Origin of the sequence: Polynucleobacter sp. 31A-FELB, from assembly GCF_018882405.1 — a bacterium.
Classification (GTDB): Bacteria; Pseudomonadota; Gammaproteobacteria; order Burkholderiales; family Burkholderiaceae; genus Polynucleobacter.
The window spans coordinates 47807-63085 of record NZ_JACVOO010000012.1; the positions used below are offsets into that span (position 1 = coordinate 47807).

The following is a 15279-nucleotide window of genomic DNA, read 5'->3' on the forward strand; positions in this document are numbered from 1 at the left end:
TCTTTCTGATGCAAAAAAGCCACCAAGTTGAACTTGGTGGCTTTTTGTTTTTACGACGTTTGATTATTAAATAATCGTGATCTCGCCATTTTGTGGCCCAATTGCAAAGTCTGCATAAACCCCGGTCAGTTTGACTACTGCATCGCCTGTATCCAAGACTGTTTGCGCATCATTGGCAATGACATAGGTATCTCTATCAAAAGTGAAATAACCCGTTTTGTTAGCGCCAATTGCATTGGCTGCTGCAACCAGTGCCGCTGCAATATTAGGTGCCAAAATAACGCTACGACTTACATCGGTGACTGTCGTTGAGGTATTGATTGCACGCAGGTCCAGAATGTCTCCACCGCTTGCATTGCTTAAGGTGGTGAGCTCAGTCAAAAGTGCAGACAAGGTTGCCCCAGTGCCAATGACAACAGTATCAACGCCTAAACCTGAAAGATCGGCTGATTGATTGAGTGCATTAAATTGAACGCTATCAATACCAATTCCTGTAGTTGCAGAAGAGTCATTTGCATTCAGGATGATGATGTCGTTACCTATGCCACCTGTAACCACGCCTTCTCTAGCGTTATTGGTAATGATGCTACCGCCACGTCCCGCCATGATCGTTAAGCCTGTGTAGGTCACAATCACATTGCTGCCAGCTACCGAGTCATCTTCACCGGCTGTGAGGATTAATTTTCCAGTTGCCAGTGAACCATCAATAGTGGCAAGACTAGACGGAAGGGTAATCCGAATAGGGGAGGTAGCTGAAGTATTGGCATCAAAGTTTTCAAGCGTAAATTGTTTTGCGCCACTAATATTGATTTGTACTGTGCGATCTAACTCATCAATGTAGTCAAGGATGGTGTTACCAATGCCATCAGCTGCTACGCCCCCTGAAATAATATTGACTGATTCCATGTGCGCTGATGTGAATGACTGCAGTACGTCTGCTACTGCAGAAGTGCTGGTATTGGCAAAAGTAACCTTAGAAGAATGAAGGGAAAGGCGGGTATTAGCGACAAATTCCTGAACATTGCCATAATCTGTTGCACCGGTACCCTGCATCACTAATTGAACACCATTTCCATCTACATTGGTTACTACCGAGGTTCCATGGGACCGATGATCGCCTGTTAAGGTCAAAATAGCGCCAGAGTTCACAGCCGCTGCTAGAGTAGCTTCAGCTGCAATCGCTGATGTTGCTTTAGATGTTACGTTGTTAAAGGCAGTTCTGGCTATGCTGGTGTCATCGCTATGAAGATCCACGGCAAAGAATTCACCAACCTGTACTTTATTTTGAACTAACAGTCCATCATCCGTACCAACTTGTGTAAATGCTGCATTTGTCACATTAAAGACAACATCTGAAAAGGTTTGTGCTCCGGAGTTGATTTGTCCAACCCAATAAGATAGGCCAGATGCATCAGGCAAGCGGTTCAGTACATTGATGTATAGCTTGGATACTTGCTCAGTCGTGGTGAGATTGCCATATTCCGCTACAAATTCAGGGGTGGTCGCAAACTGGGCGGCGATTTGATAGGGGCTGACACCGCTTTCAAGTTGGCCAATCCAGTACTGGAAGCCACTGGCATCAGGCGCACGCCCAAAAAAACCAACATAAAGTTCTGCTACTGTGTCTTGATTTGCTTGTGAGGCGCCAGCCATGATGATTCCTTGAGTATTTATTGAGGCTCTATTATTGCTCTTTAATTGGTCGGCCACACTGCTCGGGTATTCCCTAATGAGATTGGCGCTGAATTCAGCCCTAAGTTGGTACATGTGATGATTTCCTAAAGCTACCAAGTGATATTCTTAGCTAGTTTTCCCGACACCCCAACTTTTATTACCCAATACTGCCAGGAGCATTCGATGCACACCATATTTGTTACTAATCTCAATGATTCTGGAGTGGGCTCTTTACGAGCTGCTTTACTTGCGGCAAATGCAGATCGAGCTGACAGTCCGGTAGTAATCAAATTTTCTGTTGCAGGAACCATTAACCTCGAATCTGCTTTGCCACGCATTACTAATAGCATGCTGATTGATGCGACTTCAGCACCGGGTTATGTGAGCGGAGGCGCCCCAGCAGTAACGTTAAATTTTAATAACTTTACTGGACTAGATTTTGCATTAGGGTCTAACGGCTCCAAATTAATCGGCCTCGCACTGGGTAATTCTTCCAGTCATGGTATCTCGCTTCATGGAAGCAACATTACATTAGATAAAAACTATATTGGTTTAACTGCAAATGGTGGTGATTTAGGTAATGACGGGGATGGAATTTTCATCACAGCATTATCAGTGGGCAATCATATTGGCTTGAATGATTCTCATGTTTCAGGTGTGATCGGTAACGTCATCTCCTTTAACAATGGCAATGGAATTAGCATTCATGGATCATCTGGAAATATCCTCGTAGCCAATCGGATTGGTACTAGTGCAGATGGTAATACAGCGCATGGTAATTTCTTAGCAGGTATCCATATTACCGATGGTGCTTCCAATAACACTATTGGCGGAACAGTGTATGTGGACGCGGCAACCGGGCAGGTAAATAATCCTACCGGTGATAAAGGCACTGTTCCTGGTGTTTTTGTTGTACCGCCACTAGGCAACCTTATCTCAGGCAACAGTGGTGATGGCGTACTGATCGATACTCAATCCCAGAACAACGTTTTAAATGGAAACTTTATCGGCACTGCTGCTAACGGTGATAGTGCATTAGGTAATGGCCGCGATGGCGTTCACATTTTAGGCGCTGATAATAATTCACTGATTGGATGTGAATTTGTCGATCAACCTTTTGTGTATTACAACGTAGTCAGTGGTAATGCATGGAATGGCTTGCATATTACTGATTCAGATAATGTCATAGTCCAAGCAAACTTCTTTGGTATCGGCGCCAATAACGCCTCTTTGGTCGGTAATGGCCGCAATGGTATTTTGGTCGATGGAAATTCTCAAGGCGCGACTGTTGGTGGTGTGATCCCACTCGGAAATGTCTCTGGCGGCAATGGTCAGAATGGTATCCATGTGACAGATGTGGCTAGTGGTTTCACAACCTTTAATACCTTTGGTGGTTTATTTGCCTTTCAAGGTGCAGCTCCCAATGGCGATAATGGTTTGCTGATCGACTCAACCGGCGGCAATCAGTTAGTTCGCACCAATGTATTTTCAGGCAACTTGGGTAACGGCATTCGACTCGCGGGTGATGCCTCTGGTATTACTATCGACCCCAATATTGTCGGGATGAATACAGTTGGCAATGCTGCATTACCTAATTTTCAGGATGGCCTGTCTATTAGTAATACAGCGCACAACATTACCGTGGGTGGCTATACGCAATCCGTTATTCCGCAAAACGCATTTTCTGGCAATTTAGGTTATGGAATTGCGCTGTATGGCAATGTCTATGACATCAATATCTTTAATAGTGCTGTTGGCTTGGATGTTTTAAAAGCCGCTGCTGTTGGTAATGGGGCTGGCGGAATTTTATATGCCTCTAGTGGAAGTGGAAATGTCATTGGTGGCATTTCATCCCCGAACCCTTTGCAGCCAATTGCAAATTACATTGGTGGAAATAATGGCGATGGCTTGATATTGCTCTACGGTACAAGTGATGCTACCGTGATGAATAATATTTTTGGAATGGATCGCTTCGGTCTTCCGATTGTGCCAAATTCTGGACAAGCATTGGCTCTGAATGGTGCGTTCGGCAATAATGTAGTCGGTAATGTTGGCGGCAATGCTGGCGACATTCAATTGGGATTACAGCCCCAGTCACCCTATGCGCAAATTGAATCCTTGTATGTTGGATATTATGGCCGCGCTGCTGATCCAGAAGGTATAGACTACTGGATGGGTGAAGCGCTAGCGGGTTTGCTTGAAGGCGAGTCTCTCACGTCAATCATGGAGAGCATCTCCGATGCATTTGCAACTTCTTCAGAAAATGCACCTTATTCAGCATTGGCAACACAGACGCTCAACCCAGCCAATCAGCAACAAGTTGATTTAGCAAACGCATTTATTGAGCAGACATACATTAATTTGTTTAACCGTAACCCCGATGCTGCTGGTCAACAATATTGGGTCAATCAGTTATTCGCTGGAAATATCCAATTTGGAGATATTGTTTACACGATTGCATCATCTGCAGCGCAAAACGATCATTCTGTTCTTTGGAATAAGCTCAATGCCGCTTCTTATTTCACTGAGAATTTATCAAGCGCTGGCATTACCGATCCTTCAGGCAGCGCGATGCAAGATGCTGTTGCGGGGGTTATTAACTTAAGCACCTCTTATGCTTCCCGTGCTGGCACTGATATTTATTCTGGTATTAGCATTGACGGCAGAACACAAAATTCTATTTTTACCGAAACATTTATTACTGGAGTGCGCGGAGATTATGACGGTAACGTTGTCCTGACTGGCGATCAAGTTATTGTGAATTCTGGCGGTAATACTCAGGCCATCCTTTATCGCGGACCGATTGATGACACGGCTATAGGTAGGGTCTATGCTTTAAATCCAAGCTTTGCTAACCAAACTGTTGTGAGCTCTACTTTTTACGGCCCCAATACTTCTGTATTTGATAGAACTATCCCTATCGGTGAGGTTCGTGCTGTTGGTAGCTATGTGATTTCTGAGGATACTGGTGTACGAAATCATGGCATGCTATACGAAGGAACCATTGATGGAACGAATGGAACATGGACGCAAATTGATGTCCCTTCGAGCTTAGTTGGTGGGCAAAAGGTGGTGGATACAATCCTGCACAGCACCATGGGTGATTTTGCGGTCGGCAATTACGATCTAGATGTTCCTTTTTCAGGCAATGGCTTTATCTATAACATTCGCACAGGCGAGTACACCATCATGGATGCTGCCTTTGGTGGCACAAACCAACTGACTACTATCTATGGCATTTGGCAGAATGAACAAGGTGGCACGCAGTACACGATCGCCGGTGGCTCAAAACATGGTATTGGTCTCAATCAAGCTTTTGTTGCAAACTATGATTCTGTGACTGGCATTGTTGATCGTATTAAGTACTATGACTATGACAATCAACCCGGTTTGATTAGTCACTTTGATGGCATCACTGCGGTACCTGGTGGTTTCAACTTAATGACGATTGGTACCTTTGGTTCTGCATTAGCAACCATCACCGTCGGCGCAGATGGCTCCTTTAGTGACGCCCAGTGGGCTCTCACCAACATTGATGGTGCCGATATTGTTACCGGTAATACAGTGTTCCAAAACTATGTCATGGGAATCTACGGACTCGATAACGTCTCTGGTACGAATAGTTATAGCGAGATGGTGGATCAGTCGATAGTCAATGACTTCGGCGGTCTGATTATGCCGGTCGGTGCGCCAAACTACAGTTACTCTACTTCAGTCATTAATAGCATTGGTTCTATGGTGGTTGGTTCGAAGGCAGTGGGTAATGTGCTTGGCGGATCAATTGGAAATGACATATTTGTTGGAACTTCTTCTAAGATTGAAGGCGACACTATCTTTACCGGCGGCGGCGGTGACATGATGGTTTTATCTACCGATCGTATTGCCTCTACCCGTATTGAGCTGTTTGCTGGAAATAGCACTAGTGATCGAGTTCAACCCTTGCCTGGAAGTTCCCAAACCGCTATCTTTGGATCAGTCGTCAGTATTGATGATGTTCCTCAGCTTGGTTGGTGGGGACAAGCTACGGGTCAACGGGGTGGAGCTGTCTCCAATGTCTTCACCAATCTAGGATTTGGAACTGGTACAAGTCAAGATGTGACAACCATTCATAATTTTGATGTTGGCGCCACAAATGATCCAGGCGACTCGATTGATTTTTCATTATCTGCTTATAGTAATTTGCTGAGAGATATGACATCAAGCGATGGTGGTCCTCGTCTTGGAAATGCGATCCTCAGTAATACTGTAAGTCTTGGCGGCACTATCACTGTGGGCAATGCAAATGTGATTGTGATGGATTCATCACAGACATTCTCAAGCGCTGCTGATCTTTCAGCTCAACTGGCAAGTTCTGCAACCGCTATTCGATTTGCAAGTGCACAGACTAATCAATTCAATCACTACCTGATTGCTTACCAAGATACTGGTGGATACACACGTATTGCGGATATGAATATTCACAGTGATTCAGCATTTAGTGCAACTAACCAGGGTGATACATTGGCCTTGTCAGATTTAGTGCGGATTGGCTCGGTCCAGGTTGCCGACTTAACTGCAAGTAATATCCAGTTTGTACTTTAATTAAAGCAATAGTTAAAAAAGGCGAGAATTTTTTCTCGCCTTTTTTATTTCCTCTTCTCTATCCTTAAATTGAGTAGAAACTCTAGATCCGTTTCTTAGGGAACTAAGCTTAAAAACAGGTACTCAAAGAAAATAATCAAATGAACCACTCCTTGAAGTAGGGTGGTACGGCCGATAACGAGGGTTAATGAGCCAATAAAAATAGATAGGTAGAGCAGCGTCATATTAAGCGAGCTAATGCCTAGGGTAATTGGTAAGTTGAAGTAGATGGCAATAGCAGCTACCGTGGGGATGGTTAAGCCGATACTGGCCAATGCAGACCCAAGGGCTAAATTCAGGCTACTTTGCAGGCGATTTGCTCGCGCAGCTCTGACTGCGGCATACCCTTCAGGTAGTAGAACTAAAAAAGCAATCGCAATACCGACGATGGTCTTTGGAGCGCCCATGGCCGTAACAGCGGATTCAATGGCTGGGCTCAGCGCTTCAGCCAGGCCAACCACAATGATGAGCGAGGCTATTAGCAAAAGGCTACTCACTGTTGTTTTAAGATTACTCGGTTTTGCGGCATGCACACTAACATCAGTTTTCTTATCTGGCGTTGATGGTAGGTAGTAGTCACGATGACTGATGGCCTGAAAAAATAGAAAGGCAATATAGAGGGAAAATGAGGCTATCCCCGCAAACGCCAACTGGCTTTTTGTGAAGTCGGGGCCGGGAGTGCTGACTGTTACAGTTGGCATCACCAGAATGAAGGTGGCTAAAGCAGCCAAGACCGCAAGGGAAGAAATCGTTCCTTCATTGCGAAAGGGCATTTCATGATGTTTGAGTCCGCCCATAAAAATACACAAACCAACGACACCGTTGATCACAATCATGACGGTAGCAAAAACAGCATCACGTGCTATAAATTCTGCCCCTTCATGACCTGTTAGCATCATTGAGATGATGAGGGAGACCTCAATAATCGTGACGCTAATAGCGAGCACCAGTGTTCCGTAGGGCTCCCCCGTCTTGTGTGCAATCACTTCAGCGTGATGAACAGCGGATAGGACTGCACCTATGAGCGTGATACCCATTAATGTGATAAACCACGTTTGGCTCAGGAGGCTCGCTAATGAATGCATATGGCTGTAATCTTTATGATGAAAATGCATTTGCTAGTTAAGATAGAGGTCTTCACGCTAGCTTGGGCAAACAAGCCCATTTTAAAGTGATTTAATTAACTTACTGAGGCATGTTTGCCAAAGCTCTTAAAAGATGAATATGAAGGCGATTATTTTATTTGGCCATGGTGCTCGCGATGCGCGTTGGCGCGAGCCATTTGATCGCCTTGCATCATTATGGATCACTCAGCACCCCGATACTGCGGTGGAACTGGCATTTTTGGAAATGATGCAACCAAGTTTAGAGCAGGCAGTCGCATCATTAAGCGCTACTGGCGCTACTGAAATAGTTGTGGTCCCCGTCTTTTTTGGGCAGGGTGGCCACTTACGCAATGACTTCCCAGTGTTGCTCGAGTCCTGTCAGAAGCAGTTTCCTAATCTTCGCTTAAGCGCTACGCCGGCTGTTGGCGAGGATCTCGCGGTCTTGCAAGCGATTGTCGACTTTAGTGCTCGAGCACTTCTCCCTTAAAGCTTCGCCCACCATAATGAGGGCGGGCGAGCTGCTATCTAACCACTCCTCTGCTTTTCCTAGGGCGAGCTCACCTAAGGTGCTAGACCAGTGACGCTCTCTTGGTGTGCTTACTGACTCAAGTATGTGGACTGGGGTATTTGCGTTGTGATTGAGCTTCGCATCAATTAATTGTGTGGCAATACGCTTAGCATCCTTGCGACCCATGTAATACACCAGGGTATCTGCATTGGGATTAGGTAATGGTTGAGGGTGACTATCTTTAAGTTGGGCGGTATTTTCTGTGCCCTGCGCTAGCGTAATAAATGCCACACTTCGTGAAATGCCACGAAGGGTAAGAGATTGCTGAATCATCGCTGCACCTGCGAGTGCGGCTGTGATGCCGGGAACCACTTCCACCGCAATTCCCAGATTTTTAAGCGCTTGTATTTCTTCATCAGCGCGACCAAACATCATTGGATCCCCACCTTTTAGGCGGACAATCACCTGATACTTTTGAGTGGCATCAATGAGTCGTTTATTAATGAATTGTTGCGCGGAGGATAGCTTGCCGCAACGTTTTCCGACTGGCACGAGAATGGCTTGTGGGCAGAGTTCCAGCATTGCTGGTTCGACTAGCGCATCATGAAACACAATATCGGCCTGTGCCAATAACTTGGCACCACGAACGGTAATCAGATCGGCTGCGCCAGGTCCTGCGCCAACTAAATATACTTTTCCGGGGGAGTGAGATTGGATCATGATTGAATCGGCGATCAGCTTATGCGCTGAGCAGTGAGCGCTTACCGCGCCAACTATTCTGAGTTGTCACGCTAAACAAGTTGAACTGTTTTAAGGCAAGCTCTTGATCCTGATCAGGACGCAATTCAAAGGCATCAAAACCGACACGCGCACCTTGAAGCAGTTGATCAATTAAGACATCACCTATCGCCCGAACTTCACCTTGCCATTGAAACCGATCCCTCAGGAGGGCTGCGGTACTAAAACTTCTGCCATCTCTAAATATCGGGAAATGCGCACCAACTACTGGCCAGAGGTGTTTACCTTCTTCAATAATGTCAGCGTGCTTGAGGATGTCATCATCGGCAGCAAACCAAACGCCGATTTCACCTTTATTTACGCGAGTGATCACATCAGCATTTTTATGGTGCGTGATCCACCAATGAAACGGTACCAGCACCTTATGAAAGCCGTGCTCTAAGTCCGGGATACCGCCTTCATCACGCTCGCCATCCCATACCTGCCACTCATTATCGAGTAGCGTTGGCTGACCATCTTTTGGAAAACGAATGATGTGTTTATTCATGATTAGACCTTCGCCTCCTTGGAGTGCTTACTGTTGCCCTCTTTATTCTTATATGCCGCCTCTTTAAAAGGCGCCACACCTAAGCGACGATAGGTTTCGATGAATGGTTCATCAGCTGTGCGGTTTTCAACATAAGTATTGATGAGGCTAGTCATGACGTCGGGGATTTCATTGGCATAGAAAGAGGGACCAATAACTTTACCAATCGAAGCATCGTTGCCTTGCTCACCGCCCAAGGTAATTTGATACCACTCCTCACCATCCTTATCGACTCCCAGCACGCCAATATTGCCTACGTGATGATGACCGCAAGAATTGATGCACCCGGAGATATTCAGGCTGATGTCACCCAAATCAAATAAGTAGTCCAAATTATCAAAACGTTCTTGAATTGCCTTAGCAATGGGGAGTGACTTGGCGTTTGCCAGCGAGCAGAAATCACCACCAGGACAAGCAATGATGTCAGTTAGTAATCCAATGTTGGGAAGTGCGACATGCTGCTTCTTGGCTAATTGCCATAGCTCTAGTAACTTTGATTGTTCTACATCAGCTAACACTAGGTTTTGCTCATGAGTAACGCGCAATTCACCAAAGCTGTATTGATCAGCTAAATCGGCGATGACATTCATCTGCGTGCTAGTGGCATCACCGGGGGCAACCGTACCATGTGGCTTGAGAGATAGGATCACGCTGGCATAGCCAGGCACTTGATGGGGTTTGACATTGCGTTCTAGCCAACGAGCAAAAGCAGATCTCTCAGCCTCTGGTGCTGCAGTAAGGATGTCTTCATTGTTTAATGCATTTAACTGCTGATAAGCTGGTTTAGTAAAGTGTTTGGCCACGCGCTCCCATTCCGCTTGGGTGAAATTGTCGTCACTTTGTTTTGCTGCATTGTGAAGATGCAGCCACTCGCCCTCAACCTGGCGTGCGAACTCTTCAGGACCCAAAGCCTTCACTAAAATCTTGATGCGGGCTTTATAGAGATTATCTCTTCTGCCAAAACGGTTATAAACACGCAAGAGTGCAGTTAAGTAACTTGGCAGAACTTGCCATGGCAAGTCTTGTTTAATTAATGAGCCCAAAATAGGGGTGCGACCCATGCCACCACCTGCAAAAATATCTGCAGTGAGTTCGCCTACTGCATTTTTCTTGAGTTCAATACCGACGTCATGGCAAAGCAGGACAGTGCGGTCTTCTTTGGCCCCATTAATCGCAAACTTAAATTTGCGTGGCAAATGAGCAAACTCGGGATGCAAGGTTGACCACTGACGAAGTAATTCACAAACTGGGCGAGGGTCGATGTATTCATCTGCAGCAACACCAGCAAAGGCATCACTTGTGATGTTACGAATACAGTTGCCAGATGTTTGGATGGCATGCATTTCTACTTTGGCTAGTTCAGCCAAGATGTCGGGTGTTTGCTCTAGCTCGACCCAATTGAATTGAATGTTTTGACGGGTAGTGAAGTGACCATAGCTACGATCGTATTTATCTGCAATGAGCGCTAAGGTGCGAAGCTGCTTGGCACTTAATAATCCATAAGGAATGGCAACACGCAGCATATATGCATGGCGCTGATGGTAGAGACCATTCTGTAAGCGAAGGGGGCGGAACTCTTCTTCCGCTAAGGTGCCATTAAGGCGTCGCTCTACTTGGTCTCTGAATTGGATAACCCGTTGATCTACAAGGGTTTGGTCAATATGGTCATATTTGTACATAGACCAGTATTGTCTGTGAGTTCAGTTATTTCTACAAATAATTAAATATCCAGTCTATATATTAAAAACAATATATAGAAAGATTGCTATGAAGGGTTTTGTAGTCAGCCTTAGAGGCTAAATTCCCGATAGTGTCTATACAGATTGGCAATCGATGCAAAGCCTAAAACTACGATCAGAACGGCAAAAAGGTAGTCAATCGTCAGGTAAGTAAAAACGCCGATTTGAATAGCAATGGCGGCAGCAATAAAGGCAGCGATTGCCCCTAAAACTACTAACTTGAAGTTCGGGATAAATGCGCCCAGAGTGATGGCAACAAATAACAGAATCAGTTCAGAAACCAACTGATCTGCCATTAAGAAGATGCTGTTGGTGAATTCTGGGTTAGTCAGCTTACCAACAATGGCGAGCACTAGAATACTGGCCAGAATCGCAAAGTTGAGCTTTGCTTTTTTAAGAATATTGAGGAGCTGATCGTTCATGATATCTAGATACTATTAATAGTTGGGGCTGCCGCTGAAAACAAAGCTAATACCAATCCATAACAGAATGAAGGCGATCAAAATAGTGAAGCCCAACTTCTTGAGGAAATATCCCAGGCTATCCATATAGAGCTCATCGCCACGACCAAAGTATTGATCAAAACGTTTCCAAACTAGTCGACCTACTACAAGCGGCAACAACATAGCAACAATGCCAAGAACTACAGTTACTGTGGTATCCATCTAAATTCAATACTTTCTTATGCTGGTGGCTAGGTTACTGGCCATATAAAAGAAGTAAGAATACCCGTTTTTCATATGTAAGCATTGCTCTTGAGAGCTTGCTTTGCCTGATTTATGCTCTAAAACCCTGAGTTTATTGATACAGTAGAGCCTTTATTACTTCAAATTTCTTCGAAAGCCTGCAAATGACTGATTTATCCCTGACTCAAATTAAAGAAATTCGCGCCGCGGTCCTTGGTGCTGCAGCTAAAGTACCTGGTGCATTAATTGGCATGGGTGTTCTTTTTATTGCCTTAGGAATGATTGGTATAGCTGGTCAGACATTGTTTTCATTTGTCACCATTAATGTATTGGGTGCCTTCTTGATTTTTGGCGGCGCCGTGCAATTTGCTCATGCACTCAAATCCACCGGCTGGAAGAGTGTTGGTATTCAAGTGGTATTGGCTGTTTTATACATTGTTGCCGGCATCTACACTTGGGCCTTCCCGATCCCAGCTTTAGAGGCAATTACGCTTTGGCTTGCTGCAATCTTTTTTATTACTGGCTTTTTACGCCTGATCTCGGCCTTTCAGCATCGTCATTTCCAAGAATGGTTTTGGTTGGTACTGTCATCTGCGATTTCTATCTTGATGGGTGTTCTCATCATGAATGGTTACCCAGAAAGCAGCTTGTGGTTACCTGGCTTACTCATCGCAATTGAATTACTCTTGCAGGGTTGGTCATTGTTGTTCTTGGGTTTAGCGGCGCGCTCATTAACTAAGTAATTGCAAATCTATTTAGAAATTCAATTGCTATGTCAATGAAAAAAACCGATCTCTATAAAAACCTAGCCCTGACCACTGCGCAGCGTATGAAGAATGCTGCTAAGACGCCAAAGCCGGGTACGGCAGAGAGTATCGCGAAATCCAAAAAAGAGCTTGCCAGTAGTAATCCTATGCTGGCCTCTTTGATGGGCAAGACAAAGTCCGAGAAATCCAAATAATTACTCTTGACCAGCATTCTTTATTAATTTGAGTGCCGGTATATTTCCGTTTTGAAGCAAATTCAAGCCCTTTTCTTAATTGACCTTCTTAAGGTCTTCGCAGCACTATTGATCATCCTGCATCACTTATCTAGTTACGGTCAAATAGCTGTTGATGCTCGATCAGTATTGCCGGGCGTGATGGAATTGCTATTCGAGTATGGTCGTTATGCGGTGCAAATTTTTTTGGTGATGGCGGGGTACTTGGCGACCCAGTCCCTTACACGGTTTGCTAATGCGAAATTCAGTAGCCAGAATTTGCTGCGAGTCATCATCAATCGCTATTTACGCCTGTTTGCACCTTACATTGCTGCTTTGATTTTCACTATTGTCTGCGCTTGGATTGCACGCTTCTGGGTGAATGATGAATTCGTTGGTGAGCAAGAGACGCTAAGTCAATTTATTGCCCACTTGTTTTTTCTGCAAGGGATTCTAGGTCTTGACTCCATCTCTGCGGGTGTCTGGTATGTAGCGATTGACTGGCAACTCTACTCAGTACTGGCTGTATTACTCATTTCTTTCTCCAGTTACCAGGCCTTGATATGGTTGATCAGCATTGTTTCTGTTAGCTCATTGTTGTACTTCAATCGTTCCGCATATTACGAGGCTTACTTTATTTATTTCATCGGTTCTTATAGCCTAGGCGTACTAGCTTATCTTGCTAAGAACTTTGCTGACAGGAAGATTCAAGTCTTGGCCAAGTTTGCACTCATTGTTATTGGGGTGATTATTGCGCTCTCTGCATTTCAGCAAGTTTGGCTACGGAACTTCTTAGCCTGGTTCGTAGCCTTGCTGTTATTGGTATGGGGTAACTCTAGCTATCCAAATCTTGGGGCAACAAGCTCAAAAGTAAAAGTGTTTGTATTGCGCTGTATTGCTTGGGCGAGCCCGCGCTCCTATTGCGCTTTCTTGATTCACTTTGCATTTATCTTGTTGGCGAATACGCTATATATTGCTTCTGGAATGCACGCTCACGAAAGTGGCCTCATGGCAATTTGCTTAATGCTGGGGGTCGTTCTGTGTAGCCTAATTGCTGCTAACTACCTATATCGCTGGGTTGAGGTTCCCTCAGTGAAGCTGAAGATTTAAGGTAATTACTTAAATTCCCATGTCCTTGAGGACTCGGAAGATTTCTCGATAAGCCTTAGGGGGCTTATTAGTTTCTTTTTCTTTGCGGGCATTGCGGATGAGGGTGCGCATATTCTGAATATCCATATCGGGATATTGCTCAATCATCTTGGTAAAAGTTTCATCGTTAGCAATCAATCGATCGCGATAGGACTCTAGGTGATGAAGCTTCGCAGTCTCGGCCTTGCTAACCCCCTGAATAGCATCCAGGCGTTTCTGAATGGCATCCAACTCTTCTTCATCCAAAAAGCGCATGAGTTTCCCAAGGTATTGCTTATGGCGACGAATCGCCTCAAAACTTTTGATCTTGTTGGTTTCTGCAATGGCAGCTTTAATGGCCTCATCTAGGGGGATAGTCTTTAAGGCATCGCTGCTAAGTGCTGCCAGAACCTCGGCCAGCTTTTGGCGCTCAGTCATCTGGCGCTTTAGCTCCGATTTACTTGGTCCCTCGTCAAGATCTTCTTTCTTGGGGGTGCGGTTCTTTTCATTGACATGCATGAGGCTATTTTAGACTCTATTAGGTATTTGGTAGCGGGTATCGGGCTCTATCCAAGCTTCTGTTTAAGTTTGCGCAGATCAATCGTTCCAAATAGCTGGCTTCTGCCAATAACCTCTTTAGGTTTTATTTTCCCTGATTGAACATATCGGCGAAAAGTTGGCATTGACACCTCTAGATACTCTGCAGCCTCTTCAGCCGAGAATGTGTCATTTCGCAGATGGCCGAATACTTGTTCGTGAGTAAAGTTGTTTTCTTGGAATGCATTTATCGCGATTAATGAGAAGAATTTAACTCGCTCCTTTGTCGGCATCTTTTTGACTTGATCAAACATGTCTTCGGCTGTCATTGCAAAACTCATTTTTCCCCTCCCTTGACCTTCTCTGGTGCTGGCTCTTGCTGTAAATACTTCTTTAATTGACTGTAAAAATTTTCATGGCTACCTATTTGATAAAAACTGATCCAGACAAAGCTGATTCCTTGTTTGGATTGCCCCAATTTATATGCAATTAAATATTCTTGCTTATTAAACCGAAACTTATAAACCCAAATTTCCCGCAAATCCCCGGCCTTTTGCTCACCTATATTAGGGTCTTTGCATATCTCCAAAATCCTGTCTTCAATTGCGAGTTGAAGTGGTTTGCTAGCTTTCTTTACAAATTGCGCAAAAGGTCGTTTGTAATTAATCTTCATGATCTAATATTAGATCAAATTTGATTCTATATCAAATCAACAAATGTAACAAGAATTACTTGATTCGCTAGGATGGTGAATAATGACAACAAGGCTTCTTGTGTATATAAAAAAATAGAGACATGACTCAAACTGTTCCCAAAAACACCTACGACTACATCATCATTGGCGCTGGTAGTGACCTCCTCCCACAAACCGGTCAGCTCTGAGCCAGAAAATCGGGCGGTGTGGTTGAACTACAAAATGACTTTGCAAACATCGCTGGTGGGAGATCCCCCAGCGATGAATGCGGTCTAAAACAATTG

General features: G+C 44.7%; 15 protein-coding genes. 5 read left to right on the forward strand and 10 right to left on the reverse strand.

Annotation, left to right across the window (positions count from 1 at the left end):
- Positions 1-66: 66 nt before the first annotated feature.
- Positions 67-1653 (reverse strand): DUF4214 domain-containing protein, encoded by a 1587-nt coding sequence (locus tag ICN30_RS08340; RefSeq protein ID WP_216274753.1) that lies wholly within the window; start codon positions 1651-1653, stop codon positions 67-69.
- Positions 1654-1857: 204 nt separating this feature from the next.
- Between ICN30_RS08340 and ICN30_RS08345 the strand changes: the two genes are divergently transcribed.
- Entirely contained in the window at positions 1858-6255 is a 4398-nt protein-coding gene (locus ICN30_RS08345) for an S-layer family protein (RefSeq protein WP_216274755.1), read from the forward strand.
- A gap of 95 nt (positions 6256-6350) precedes the next feature.
- Here the strand turns inward: ICN30_RS08345 and ICN30_RS08350 are convergent, their stop codons facing one another.
- Positions 6351-7379: a calcium:proton antiporter gene (locus ICN30_RS08350; protein WP_216274757.1), complete on the reverse strand. Its 1029-nt coding sequence runs from the start codon at positions 7377-7379 to the stop codon at positions 6351-6353.
- Between the two features lie 139 nt (positions 7380-7518).
- On the opposite strand from ICN30_RS08350, the gene ICN30_RS08355 reads away from it, so the two are divergent.
- Positions 7519-7887: a sirohydrochlorin chelatase gene (locus ICN30_RS08355; protein ID WP_216274759.1), complete on the forward strand. Its 369-nt coding sequence runs from the start codon at positions 7519-7521 to the stop codon at positions 7885-7887.
- On the opposite strand, the gene cobA is transcribed toward ICN30_RS08355, so the two are convergent.
- The 5 genes from cobA to ICN30_RS08380 all read right to left on the reverse strand — a co-directional run bounded on the left by cobA (position 7804) and on the right by ICN30_RS08380 (position 11636).
- Positions 7804-8628, reverse strand: coding sequence for a uroporphyrinogen-III C-methyltransferase (gene cobA / locus ICN30_RS08360; RefSeq protein ID WP_216274761.1), 825 nt, complete (start codon positions 8626-8628; stop codon positions 7804-7806). The genes ICN30_RS08355 and cobA overlap by 84 nt on opposite strands.
- A 19-nt stretch (positions 8629-8647) precedes the next feature.
- Positions 8648-9193: a DUF934 domain-containing protein gene (locus ICN30_RS08365; RefSeq protein ID WP_216274763.1), complete on the reverse strand. Its 546-nt coding sequence runs from the start codon at positions 9191-9193 to the stop codon at positions 8648-8650.
- Between the two features lie 2 nt (positions 9194-9195).
- A complete protein-coding gene (locus tag ICN30_RS08370) occupies positions 9196-10911 on the reverse strand; it encodes a nitrite/sulfite reductase (protein WP_216274767.1) in 1716 nt (571 codons plus the stop codon).
- 110 nt (positions 10912-11021) lie between these two features.
- On the reverse strand, positions 11022-11393 hold the full coding sequence (locus ICN30_RS08375; protein WP_216274769.1) for a hypothetical protein: 372 nt from the start codon (positions 11391-11393) through the stop codon (positions 11022-11024).
- A gap of 15 nt (positions 11394-11408) precedes the next feature.
- Positions 11409-11636 carry a hypothetical protein gene (locus ICN30_RS08380; RefSeq protein WP_216274771.1) on the reverse strand — a complete coding sequence of 76 codons (228 nt, stop codon included), beginning with the start codon at positions 11634-11636 and terminating at the stop codon, positions 11409-11411.
- A 185-nt stretch (positions 11637-11821) separates the two neighbouring features.
- On the opposite strand from ICN30_RS08380, the gene ICN30_RS08385 reads away from it, so the two are divergent.
- From ICN30_RS08385 to ICN30_RS08395, 3 genes are read left to right on the forward strand one after another with little or no spacing between them, the layout of a single operon-like run.
- Positions 11822-12400, forward strand: a complete 579-nt coding sequence (locus ICN30_RS08385) for an HdeD family acid-resistance protein (RefSeq protein ID WP_216274773.1) — start codon at positions 11822-11824, stop codon at positions 12398-12400.
- Between the two features lie 29 nt (positions 12401-12429).
- The gene (locus ICN30_RS08390; protein ID WP_216274775.1) at positions 12430-12618 is read left to right on the forward strand and encodes a hypothetical protein; all 189 of its coding nucleotides are present in this window, start codon (positions 12430-12432) and stop codon (positions 12616-12618) included.
- 51 nt (positions 12619-12669) lie between these two features.
- On the forward strand, positions 12670-13746 hold the full coding sequence (locus ICN30_RS08395; protein ID WP_216274778.1) for an acyltransferase: 1077 nt from the start codon (positions 12670-12672) through the stop codon (positions 13744-13746).
- Positions 13747-13755: 9 nt separating this feature from the next.
- Here the strand turns inward: ICN30_RS08395 and yjgA are convergent, their stop codons facing one another.
- The 3 genes from yjgA to ICN30_RS08410 are packed head-to-tail and all read right to left on the reverse strand — an operon-like array spanning position 13756 to position 14974.
- Positions 13756-14283, reverse strand: coding sequence for a ribosome biogenesis factor YjgA (gene yjgA, locus ICN30_RS08400; RefSeq protein WP_215377064.1), 528 nt, complete (start codon positions 14281-14283; stop codon positions 13756-13758).
- A 47-nt stretch (positions 14284-14330) separates the two neighbouring features.
- Positions 14331-14642: a helix-turn-helix domain-containing protein gene (locus ICN30_RS08405; protein WP_255533182.1), complete on the reverse strand. Its 312-nt coding sequence runs from the start codon at positions 14640-14642 to the stop codon at positions 14331-14333.
- A complete protein-coding gene (locus ICN30_RS08410) occupies positions 14639-14974 on the reverse strand; it encodes a type II toxin-antitoxin system RelE/ParE family toxin (RefSeq protein ID WP_216274780.1) in 336 nt (111 codons plus the stop codon). Before ICN30_RS08410 ends, ICN30_RS08405 begins: the two co-directional genes overlap by 4 nt.
- Positions 14975-15279: the final 305 nt, after the last annotated feature.

Excerpts from the sequence above, each read along its gene's own strand:
- ICN30_RS08345 (WP_216274755.1), top strand. The coding sequence starts at position 1,858 with ATGCACACCATATTTGTTACTAATCTCAATGATTCTGGAGTGGGCTCT.
- ICN30_RS08375 (WP_216274769.1), bottom strand. The coding sequence starts at position 11,393 with ATGAACGATCAGCTCCTCAATATTCTTAAAAAAGCAAAGCTCAACTTT.
- ICN30_RS08385 (WP_216274773.1), top strand. The coding sequence starts at position 11,822 with ATGACTGATTTATCCCTGACTCAAATTAAAGAAATTCGCGCCGCGGTC.
- ICN30_RS08380 (WP_216274771.1), bottom strand. The coding sequence starts at position 11,636 with ATGGATACCACAGTAACTGTAGTTCTTGGCATTGTTGCTATGTTGTTG.
- ICN30_RS08405 (WP_255533182.1), bottom strand. The coding sequence starts at position 14,642 with ATGAGTTTTGCAATGACAGCCGAAGACATGTTTGATCAAGTCAAAAAG.
- ICN30_RS08355 (WP_216274759.1), top strand. The coding sequence starts at position 7,519 with ATGAAGGCGATTATTTTATTTGGCCATGGTGCTCGCGATGCGCGTTGG.
- cobA (WP_216274761.1), bottom strand. The coding sequence starts at position 8,628 with ATGATCCAATCTCACTCCCCCGGAAAAGTATATTTAGTTGGCGCAGGA.
- yjgA (WP_215377064.1), bottom strand. The coding sequence starts at position 14,283 with ATGCATGTCAATGAAAAGAACCGCACCCCCAAGAAAGAAGATCTTGAC.
- ICN30_RS08340 (WP_216274753.1), bottom strand. The coding sequence starts at position 1,653 with ATGGCTGGCGCCTCACAAGCAAATCAAGACACAGTAGCAGAACTTTAT.
- ICN30_RS08350 (WP_216274757.1), bottom strand. The coding sequence starts at position 7,379 with ATGCATTCATTAGCGAGCCTCCTGAGCCAAACGTGGTTTATCACATTA.
- ICN30_RS08390 (WP_216274775.1), top strand. The coding sequence starts at position 12,430 with ATGTCAATGAAAAAAACCGATCTCTATAAAAACCTAGCCCTGACCACT.
- ICN30_RS08365 (WP_216274763.1), bottom strand. The coding sequence starts at position 9,193 with ATGAATAAACACATCATTCGTTTTCCAAAAGATGGTCAGCCAACGCTA.
- ICN30_RS08370 (WP_216274767.1), bottom strand. The coding sequence starts at position 10,911 with ATGTACAAATATGACCATATTGACCAAACCCTTGTAGATCAACGGGTT.
- ICN30_RS08410 (WP_216274780.1), bottom strand. The coding sequence starts at position 14,974 with ATGAAGATTAATTACAAACGACCTTTTGCGCAATTTGTAAAGAAAGCT.